At 44.2% G+C, this 9,478-nt stretch carries 8 protein-coding genes; 6 read left to right on the top strand and 2 right to left on the bottom strand.

Going from position 1 to position 9,478, the window contains the following annotated elements; all coding sequences use genetic code 11:
* The first annotated feature begins 24 nt into the window (after positions 1-24).
* The 6 genes from AB4496_RS21170 (at position 25) to AB4496_RS21145 (ending at position 7,490) form a co-directional block, all read left to right on the top strand.
* Positions 25-1,059, top strand: coding sequence for an efflux RND transporter periplasmic adaptor subunit (locus tag AB4496_RS21170; RefSeq protein WP_029223131.1), 1,035 nt, complete (start codon positions 25-27; stop codon positions 1,057-1,059).
* A gap of 1 nt (position 1,060) precedes the next feature.
* On the top strand, positions 1,061-2,146 hold the full coding sequence (locus AB4496_RS21165) for an efflux RND transporter periplasmic adaptor subunit (RefSeq protein WP_102257845.1): 1,086 nt from the start codon (positions 1,061-1,063) through the stop codon (positions 2,144-2,146).
* A complete protein-coding gene (locus AB4496_RS21160; protein WP_102257846.1) occupies positions 2,139-5,249 on the top strand; it encodes an efflux RND transporter permease subunit in 3,111 nt (1,036 codons plus the stop codon). The genes AB4496_RS21165 and AB4496_RS21160 overlap by 8 nt, the downstream gene beginning before the upstream one ends.
* Before the next feature lie 78 nt (positions 5,250-5,327).
* Entirely contained in the window at positions 5,328-5,894 is a 567-nt protein-coding gene (locus tag AB4496_RS21155; RefSeq protein WP_102257847.1) for a DNA-3-methyladenine glycosylase I, read from the top strand.
* A 109-nt stretch (positions 5,895-6,003) separates the two neighbouring features.
* The gene (locus AB4496_RS21150; RefSeq protein ID WP_017100082.1) at positions 6,004-7,026 is read left to right on the top strand and encodes a winged helix-turn-helix domain-containing protein; all 1,023 of its coding nucleotides are present in this window, start codon (positions 6,004-6,006) and stop codon (positions 7,024-7,026) included.
* A complete protein-coding gene (locus AB4496_RS21145) occupies positions 7,017-7,490 on the top strand; it encodes a hypothetical protein (protein ID WP_009848768.1) in 474 nt (157 codons plus the stop codon). Before AB4496_RS21150 ends, AB4496_RS21145 begins: the two co-directional genes overlap by 10 nt.
* A gap of 86 nt (positions 7,491-7,576) precedes the next feature.
* On the opposite strand, the gene AB4496_RS21140 is transcribed toward AB4496_RS21145, so the two are convergent.
* Together AB4496_RS21140 and AB4496_RS21135 are read right to left on the bottom strand one after the other, a co-directional pair.
* Positions 7,577-8,761, bottom strand: a complete 1,185-nt coding sequence (locus AB4496_RS21140; RefSeq protein WP_017100080.1) for a cystathionine beta-lyase — start codon at positions 8,759-8,761, stop codon at positions 7,577-7,579.
* Between the two features lie 183 nt (positions 8,762-8,944).
* Positions 8,945-9,478, bottom strand: a 534-nt coding sequence (locus AB4496_RS21135; protein WP_372131869.1) for a phospholipase D-like domain-containing protein, incomplete at its 5' end; no start/stop codon positions are given.

The following is a 9,478-nucleotide window of genomic DNA, read 5'->3' as shown; positions in this document are numbered from 1 at the left end:
AATTTATAGATATGGATGATCGCAATGTACAAAGCCTCCCTAGTCCTATTGGTGACCTTATCCGGGTTATCAGGGTGTGGTAAGGAGCTCCCTCCGGTTCCAGAACCCGAATCACGACCAGCCAAACTCTTCACCGTCTCGGTCGGTAACAATGCCTTCGAACGAAATTTTCCTGCGACTACTGAAGCGGGCGATAAAGCCGTATTGGCATTTCGAGTCCCCGGTTTACTAAAAACGATCGATGTCACTGCGGGGCAACAGGTCTCCAAAGGTGATGCATTGGCAACGCTTAATCCTGATGAGTATCAGTTGCTAGAAAAGCAGGCAAGAGCTAACTTCAAACTTGCCGATGTGCAATACCAACGTTCCATCAAGCTACGTAAGGATAGAGTGGTTTCTGAGCAAGATTTTGACCAAGCGAAAGCAAATCATAACTCTGCAAGAGCGGTTTTAAATCAAGCAAAAGCTAATCTTCGCTACACCACACTCGTTGCGCCATATGATGGTACTATTTCTATTATTCCTGCTGAAAACCACGAATACATCGCGGCTAAGCAAGGTGTAATGAATATCCAAACGAATCAGATCCTCAAAGTTGTCTTCTTATTGCCTGATCAATTAATTGCACGCTTTTCTGCAGGGTTTGAGACAGACGCAACTATGGTATTCGATGCTTTCCCTGAACATTCTTATGTCCTCACCTTTCAAGAAGTCGATACCGAAGCCGATCCTAAAACCGGTTCATACAAGGTCACCATGGTAATGGAGAGACCGACTGATATAGGCATCCTACCGGGTATGTCTGGCACGGTTAACCTTGTTTCTTCACAAGCAGCGGCGACAAAAATTCCAACCTCAGCAATGATGACCAATGGAGATGATGTCTCAGTATGGCGCGTTAACAACGATGGTATCGTCGAAGAAGTCGCGATAGTCATTGATGAAAAACGTCATATTATTTCGGGTCTTAACGACGGAGATCGCGTTGTGACCTCAGGCGTTAATGGATTAGAAACCGGCGTCAAGGTTCGTGAGTGGATCAAGGAAAGGGGGCTCTAACATGAAGACAGTATCAAAAGCCATCGGCCTATCATGTTTGGCGATGTTGACAGCCTGCAAAGACAAAGGTGTCACTGAAGTCGAAAAGCTTCCTCTTGTTAAAGCCATTGAAATCTCCGTCTTAGACTTTAACGATAAGCTCTATTTTCCAGCAGTGGCTAATGCTGCTGAGAAAGCGCACCTAAGTTTCCGTGTCGCTGGTGAGATTTTTAAACTTGATGTCAAAGAAGGTGAACAAGTTAAAAAGGGTGATGTTCTTGCCGAGTTAGATCCAACAGATTATCAGTTGGACGTTGATAACGCTCAAGCTCGATACACAGTGATTAACAGCCAATACAGACGTTCAAGTCCGTTGGTCAAAAAGGGGTTATTGGCTAAGTCTCAATTCGATGAGATTGCCGCTCAGCGTCAAATCGCTTATGCCGAGTTAGAATTGGCAAAACTGCGTTTGTCATTTACTAAGCTTCGCGCACCGGTTGATGGAATTATCTCTCGTGTCAGTGTTGACCAATACGAAAATATTCAGGTTGGCCAACAGATTGTGAATATTCACAGTGTTGAGGATGTTGAAGTTGTTATCCAATTGCCTGACCAAATCTATGTAAATCAACCAAATGAAGCGACTATCTCGAATATTGAGGCAGTAGTTAGAGTTCCAAGTGGGAATGAATACAGTGCGGGGATAAAAGAGTTTACGACTGAACCCGATCCAAACACAGGTACATTTACCGTCACGCTTGCTTTGCCTATGCCAGAAGATGATTTGATTCTTGACGGTATGGCCGTTGAGGTCACGTCAAATGGGCGTGATATCGGGTTGAAATTAAAAGCAGGCGTACTTATTCCTATTGAGGCTGTGTTTAATGCCGATGGGGATGAGTTAACTCGTCAAAACTCTTACGTGTGGATTCTTAATGACGACAATACAGTATCTAAGCAGCAAGTCGTATTAGGCAAAGCGAATCAGAAAACATTGCAGATAATCAAAGGATTAGAAATGGGGCAGCATGTCGTTGTTGCAGGCGTATCGCGATTGCGAGATGGGATGACAGTGGAAGTATTGTCTCAGGAGACGAACAATGAGTGAAGTCAATAGCAAGCCCCAAAGTGACGATCAACAGGGTGATGACCAAATCACTGGAGTGGCGGCTTATTTTATACGAAATAAGGTCATTAGCTGGATGCTATCACTGATCTTTCTTATTGGTGGTGTGTCTGCATTCTTTGGTTTGGGCCGTTTAGAAGATCCTGCCTTTACCATCAAAGATGCCATGGTAGTGACCTCTTATCCGGGAGCGACGCCTCAGCAAGTGGAAGAGGAAGTGACTTACCCATTAGAGAAAGCGATTCAACAGCTTACCTATGTTGATGAAGTTAACTCTATCTCTAGTCGTGGCCTGTCTCAGGTTACGGTAACGATGAAGAATAATTACGGCCCTGATGATCTTCCACAAATTTGGGATGAACTTCGACGTAAAGTGAATGATTTGAAAGGTCAACTGCCACCCGGGGTAAATGACCCTCAAGTCATAGACGATTTTGGTGATGTTTACGGTATTTTGCTTGCCGTAACGGGGGACGGTTACAGTTACAAAGAGTTACTTGATTACATTGATTACCTAAGGCGAGAGCTAGAACTTGTTGATGGGGTCAGTAAAGTCTCGGTATCCGGCCAACAGCAAGAGCAAGTGTTCATTGAGATATCGATGAAACGGATCAGCTCTCTGGGTTTGTCTCCAAATACTGTATTTAACCTTTTATCCACTCAAAATATTGTTTCAAGTGCAGGTGCTGTAAGGATTGGTGACGAGTACATTCGAATCCATCCAACAGGGGAGTTCCAGAATGTTGAACAGCTCGGTGATTTGATTCTTACGGAAGGTGGCGCTCAAGGGCTTATCTATCTAAAAGATGTGGCGAATGTAACTCGTGGTTATGTTGAAGTGCCTACTAACATCATTGGCTATAACGGGAAGCTCGCACTTAACCTTGGTGTTTCTTTTGCACAAGGCGTGAACGTGGTCGCAGTGGGCGAAGCCTTTGACCGAAGGCTCGCCGAGCTGAAATACCAACAGCCCGTAGGTATTGACATATCTGAGGTTTATAACCAACCCAAAGAAGTCGATAAGTCAGTTAGTGGATTTGTAGTGAGTTTAGGACAAGCGGTTGCGATCGTAATCGTAGTGTTGCTGTTCTTCATGGGATTACGATCGGGTTTGTTGATTGGTTTGATACTGCTATTGACCGTTTTCGGTACCTTCATTTTCATGCAGTACTTCAAAATCGATCTTCAACGTATTTCATTGGGCGCGTTGGTTATCGCGCTGGGGATGCTGGTGGATAATGCCATTGTGGTGGTGGAAGGGATATTGATCGGCACGCAGAAGGGGCGAACCCGAATGCAGGCCGCTACAGATATTGTGACCCAAACCAAATGGCCACTGCTTGGTGCAACGGTTATTGCGGTCACCGCTTTTGCCCCAATCGGTTTGTCTGAAGACTCAACGGGCGAATATTGTGGCACCTTGTTCACGGTTCTACTTATCTCCTTGATGCTGAGTTGGTTTACGGCCATCTCACTCACGCCATTCTTTGCCGATATGTTCTTCAAAGGCCAGAAAGTCGATCCAGATAGTGAAGGTAAAGACCCATACAACGGGATGGTTTTTGTTATCTATAAAAACTTCCTTGAGTTCTGTATGAAGCGTGCGTGGCTCACGATGTTCGTTCTGATTATTGGTTTGGGTGCGAGTGTTTACGGCTTTGGTTTCGTAAAACAAGCCTTTTTCCCATCTTCAACCACGCCGATGTTCCAAGTTGATGTCTGGATGCCGGAAGGTACGGATATTCGAGCGACCAACACCAAACTGAAAGTACTGGAAAGTTGGTTAGCAGAGCAGGACGAAGTTGAACATATCACGACAACGGCGGGTAAAGGTCTGCAACGTTTCATGCTGACTTATGCGCCAGAGAAAAGTTATAGCGCATACGGTGAGATAACGGTTCGTGTGAAGAGTTATGAAGTACTTGAAGGTTTGATGTTGCGCTTTCGTGAGCATGTAAACGGCCAGTTCCCTGAAATTAATTACAAACTTAAGCAGATCGAATTAGGTCCTGGTGGCGGTGCGAAAATTGAAGCGCGAATTGTGGGTTCTGATCCAACGGTTTTACGTTCAATCGCAGCTCAAGTTATGGACATCATGCGTGCTGACAATGGATCGTTTAACGTTCGTCACGATTGGCGTGAAAGAACTAAGGTACTGGAACCTCAGTTCAACGAAAGCCAAGCGCGTCGTTATGGTATTACCAAATCTGATGTGGATGATTTCCTAGCGATGTCTTTCTCTGGTAAATCGATCGGTGTGTACCGTGATGGGACGACGCTGATGCCTATTGTGGCTCGTTTACCTGAAGATGAACGTGTCGATATACGTAACATCGAAGGCATGAAGATTTGGAGCCCAGCATTAAGTGAATACATCCCACTACAACAAGTAACACTAGGCTACGAATTGGAATGGGAAGACCCACTGATCATCCGTAAGAACCGTAAGCGTATGCTGACGGTAATGGCGGATCCTGACCTACTGGGTGAAGAGACAGCATCAACTTTACAGAAACGCTTACAGCCACAAATAGAAGCGATTGAGATGCCACCGGGTTATTCATTGGAATGGGGTGGTGAATACGAGTCGTCAGCTGACGCTCAAGCGTCACTGTTCACAACTATGCCGTTAGGCTACTTGTTCATGTTCTTAATCACGGTGTTCTTGTTTAATTCGGTGAAAGAGCCCCTGATTGTTTGGTTAACGGTACCACTCGCCTTGATAGGGGTAACGACAGGCTTGCTAGCCTTGAATACACCGTTCGGTTTTATGGCGCTTCTGGGCTTCTTGAGTTTGTCTGGAATGCTTCTGAAGAACGGTATCGTACTGCTTGATCAAATTGAGATTGAGATGAAGTCAGGTAAAGACCCATATATAGCGGTTGTTGATGCGGCATTGAGTCGTGTACGTCCTGTATGTATGGCGGCTATCACAACGATTCTCGGTATGATTCCATTGTTACCGGATATCTTCTTCAAGCCAATGGCGGTAACCATCATGTTTGGTTTGGGCTTCGCCACCGTACTGACGCTAATCGTGGTACCTGTGCTGTATCGTCTATTCCATAAAATTGAAGTCTCGTAAGACGAGTGAGTCTTTGAATTAATGCCCCTGTTTAGGGGCATTATCATTTCTGAGTGATTTAAAATAGGTAGCAATAACATGGAAACAAACACTGAAGGTAGAACGTGTGCATGGGCACTGAAGCACGAACTGGAAAGGGAGTACCACGACGCAGAGTGGGGCGTGCCTGTTTATGATGACCAAGTTCTGTTTGAGTTCATTACTTTAGAAGGCGCTCAGGCGGGCCTGAGTTGGATTACGATCCTTAAAAAGCGCGAAGGCTATCGTGCTGCCTTTGATAATTACGATCTAAACAAGTTAGCCGAATTGAGTGAAGACAATGTGCCACACGTCATAGAGAACTTTGATGTGGTTAAGCATAAAGGCAAGATTGCCTCTGTGTATAACAACGCTCGAGCAACGCTTGAACTGCAGAAAGAGTTTGGTTCTCTTTCAAACGCCTTATGGCAATTTGTCGATAACAAGGTGATCGAAAACCACTGGATTGAGATGACTCAAGTTCCAGCTTCTACCGAGCAATCCAAAGCGATGAGTAAGTTTTTGAAGAAGAGAGGCTTTAAGTTTGTTGGGGAAACAATCTGTTACGCGTTAATGCAAGCGACAGGTATGGTTAATGACCATTTAGAAGGTTGCCCACATAAATAAAGGTGTTATTTCTCGACGCGAAATAATTGTGTGTAAATTGAAAAATTCACTGGTCATTTATAAACTTTTCAATATTATATGCGACCAAATTCAAATGTAGACAACGATAGTGAATCAACAAAACTACCAAATATGTGATGCTAACTATGATCCCTTGCTTAGGCAGTTTATGCGTGAGGATGGCCACGTAGAAACTATCGCGCCGCTAGAAGGTAAAGTGTTCCTATTCTTGCTTGAAAATACAGGCGAATGCATTGAGCGAGGCCTGATCTTTGATAGATGTTGGGGGGATGTGATTGTCTCTGAGCAAGCGTTGACCAACGTGATATCTAAGCTTAGAAAAACACTGAACAGAGTGACTTGTGGTTGCGCCACGATTCGTACCGTCAGTAAAATGGGGTATTCTCTGGAGATAGAGGAATCATCTCAACCTCAAAATACAGAGCCTAAAGCGACAGTCCCTGAGGCGGATTTAGTATCAGAGTCTCCTCAAACGATAGGATTATCGCAAGCCGAACTTAACCCATCATCAATAACGACAAATCAAACACAAACCTCAGGCGAGTCACCTGAGAAAAAGCCGCAAGATGAGCAGGCTCATGTTATGCCTGCATCAGTAACACAAAGCGTTGAAGGCGACATGGAAATGCCATTGTCCACAGTTAGCCCGAGAGGTTCAGTCAACGCGGTACCACCTAGCTTTAAGCTTTTTGTTCATCGTCATTTAGCCTGCGTGGGCTACTTTTTAGCCTTTACCTGTGTGTTGATCTCTTTGTTTAATATATTTCAGGCTTACTATCAGCCATTGCCATACTTTGTTGATAAAAATGAGTATCACGACAGCTTCGTAGATGAAACTAATCACTACTTTTTCCATATTGTTCGCAATGAAGCCTACTCGTTGCCTGCGATCACTGAGAGACTGATACAAGTTATACCTAGCCACTGTAATGTTGATGTTTTTGTTCGCATTTATCCATCTGTCAACCAACCTGAAAATGATGCTTTGTATATGCTGATTGAGAGAAAGGATGGCGAAGCTCTTAATTACTTGTCATCTATTTTTGAAGTTGAGTCATCTTTTGATTCGTTTGTGAATTACATGGCTCAAAGGAGTTACTTTTGCGAATAATTGGTTTGCTATTGGTATTAGCACTCACAGCTGCAAGTTTCATGATTGATAGAAACGTATTAGCGGGCACTCGTTGGCACTGTAAAACCATCAAAACGGGCTTTATGACGCAGGCATTTCAACCTTATCAATCGTTGTATGAACGTATGACTTTTACCTTCCAATCAGACAATACGTTTATGATTGCAGAGGCGGTGAAGATTGAAGAGAAGAATGGTCAGGTGAGTAAATTGGAGCACCACTCCTCAGGTCGTTATTCGTTAGAAGATGGCGAGTTGTCTATCTCTATCATTGATTATTCGCCGACAACTGAAACTGATGATCCTGTTATTAATCGAGAGTATAGCTCGTATAAGGGGCTGAATATTGATTACTCAGTTGTTGTCACCGATGACTCACTCTATTTATTTAATAAAAATCGTTTCGAAATTTTTAATTGGGTATGTTTTAAGGTTCAGAAGTAGTCATATAACTTCTACACCAAGAGCTTACCGAACTAAAAAAGGCAGGTTGTCCCTGCCTTTTTGTGGAAACTTGTTTATTGTTTTACTTAAACCAGAGCGTTGTAACGATCTAGTCCAGCTTCTAGATCCGCAATCAGGTCATCGACGTCTTCTAAGCCGATATGAACGCGTATCAAGGTTCCTTCGAAGTTAGGGTTCGCTACCGTTCTCAAGCTATTAAAGCTGCTCGGTTCGTTCGCTAGAATCAAACTTTCAAATCCACCCCATGAGTAACCCATACTAAAGTGCGTCATACCATCAAGCAGAGCAGTCGTTGCTTTTGTGTTTGAGTTCTTCAGTACGAAAGAGAACAAACCATTACCGCCAGTGAAGTCTCGTTTGAAGAATTCATGACCAGGACAAGACTCAAGGGCAGGGTGACGAACATGGTCAACCTCAGGGCGTGTTTCTAACCACTTTGCTACTTTAAGGCTGTTTTCAGCATGTTGGCGAAGTCGAACGTCAAGAGTGCGAATACCGCGAAGACCAAGATAAGCGTCATCTGGAGATACGCACTGTCCCATCAAGTAACTCTGCTCTCTCAGTTGATCCCAACATTTTTCGTTGGCTACCGCAGTTCCTAGCATCACATCAGAGTGACCAACAATGTATTTAGTCGCCGCTTGAATTGAGATGTCGACGCCAAAATCGAACGGTGAGAAGTTAACACCAGCCGCCCACGTGTTATCGAGCATTACAATGATGTCATGTTCATGAGCAATACGTGCGAGTGTTGGGATGTCTTGAACTTCCATGGTGACTGAACCCGGAGATTCAGTAAATAGAACCTTAGTATTTGGCTTAATAAGGTCTTGGATACCTTCACCGATCGTTGGCTCGTAGTAAGTGGTCTCTACACCCATCTTTTTCATTATGGTGTCACAGAAATCACGAGTGGGTTCATAACAGGTATCGACCATCAGAATATGGTCACCTGTTTCAACAAAAGAGAGGATGGCATTAGAGATGGCTGCCGTACCACAAGGGTAAAGTGCGCAACCTGCACCACCTTCAACTTCAACCATTGCATCTTGAAATGCGAAATGAGTCGTGGTGCCACGGCGTCCGTAGAAAAGTGTCTTGTTAGCGCGGTTAATGGTCGCTTTGCGTTTCTCTTCTACTGTGTTGAACACGACAGTTGAAGCGCGTTGTACTGGTGGGTTAACGACACCATTAGTCCACTTCTTATCACGACCTGCAGTGATCAGTTTAGTGGTTTTGTTCTCGGACATGCTGTGAATTCCTTATCAATCGGTTATGTCCTATTTAAAACATGCCAATAGCCTTCAAAGCAAGAGCAGAGCGGGAGTTTTTGCGCTTTTCTTTCGCTTTTTAACCTTCCACGTCGTTTATCGTGAAAGGTTTAAAATCCGATAGTCGGCGAGTGATGAGCCGGGGTGGACGCATTGATGGAATTAAAGCAGCGGGTTGAATAAGTAAAACAACCTTTCGAAGAAGCGGTTGCGTAGGTTTCTCTGCTCCCATTGCTCCAATTCCACTGGATGAGATGATTCAATATAGGATTGCTGCAAATCAAACAGTTGCTTGGTGAAGTGCACATCATCAACGGCTAGCGTTACTTCGAAGTTAAGCCATAGGCTGCGCATGTCGATATTGACCGTTCCGATTAAGCAAAACTCTTCATCAATCACTACCGATTTGGTGTGAAGAAGCCCGCCGTAAAACTCATATATCTTCACTCCGGCTTCAAGCAGTTCGGTATAGAAGGCGCGAGAAGCCCATTTAACCATTAATGAATCGTTGTTATGTGGAATGATTAATTCGACGCTGACACCACGTTGTGCCGTCATTTTGAGTGTTTCTAATAAGTCGGCACTCGGTACAAAATAGGGTGTTGTAATACGAACTGAATGGTTTGCTTGATTAATCGCAATAGTAAGAACTTGCAGAATCAAATACTCCGGCATGCCCGGCCCAGATGGCACTAC

It is taken from the genome of Vibrio sp. 10N.222.46.A1, assembly GCF_041473595.1.
GTDB classification, from domain to species: Bacteria; Pseudomonadota; Gammaproteobacteria; order Enterobacterales; family Vibrionaceae; genus Vibrio; species Vibrio tasmaniensis_A.
The sequence above is the reverse complement of the archived record's forward strand: the minus strand, read 5'-3'. Positions and strand labels throughout refer to the sequence as shown.

What these genes read in the sequence shown, in the direction of transcription:
- AB4496_RS21155 (WP_102257847.1), top strand. Translation starts at nt 5,328, where the DNA reads ATGGAAACAAACACTGAAGGTAGAACGTGTGCATGGGCACTGAAGCAC.
- AB4496_RS21170 (WP_029223131.1), top strand. Translation starts at nt 25, where the DNA reads ATGTACAAAGCCTCCCTAGTCCTATTGGTGACCTTATCCGGGTTATCA.
- AB4496_RS21165 (WP_102257845.1), top strand. Translation starts at nt 1,061, where the DNA reads ATGAAGACAGTATCAAAAGCCATCGGCCTATCATGTTTGGCGATGTTG.
- AB4496_RS21140 (WP_017100080.1), bottom strand. Translation starts at nt 8,761, where the DNA reads ATGTCCGAGAACAAAACCACTAAACTGATCACTGCAGGTCGTGATAAG.
- AB4496_RS21160 (WP_102257846.1), top strand. Translation starts at nt 2,139, where the DNA reads ATGAGTGAAGTCAATAGCAAGCCCCAAAGTGACGATCAACAGGGTGAT.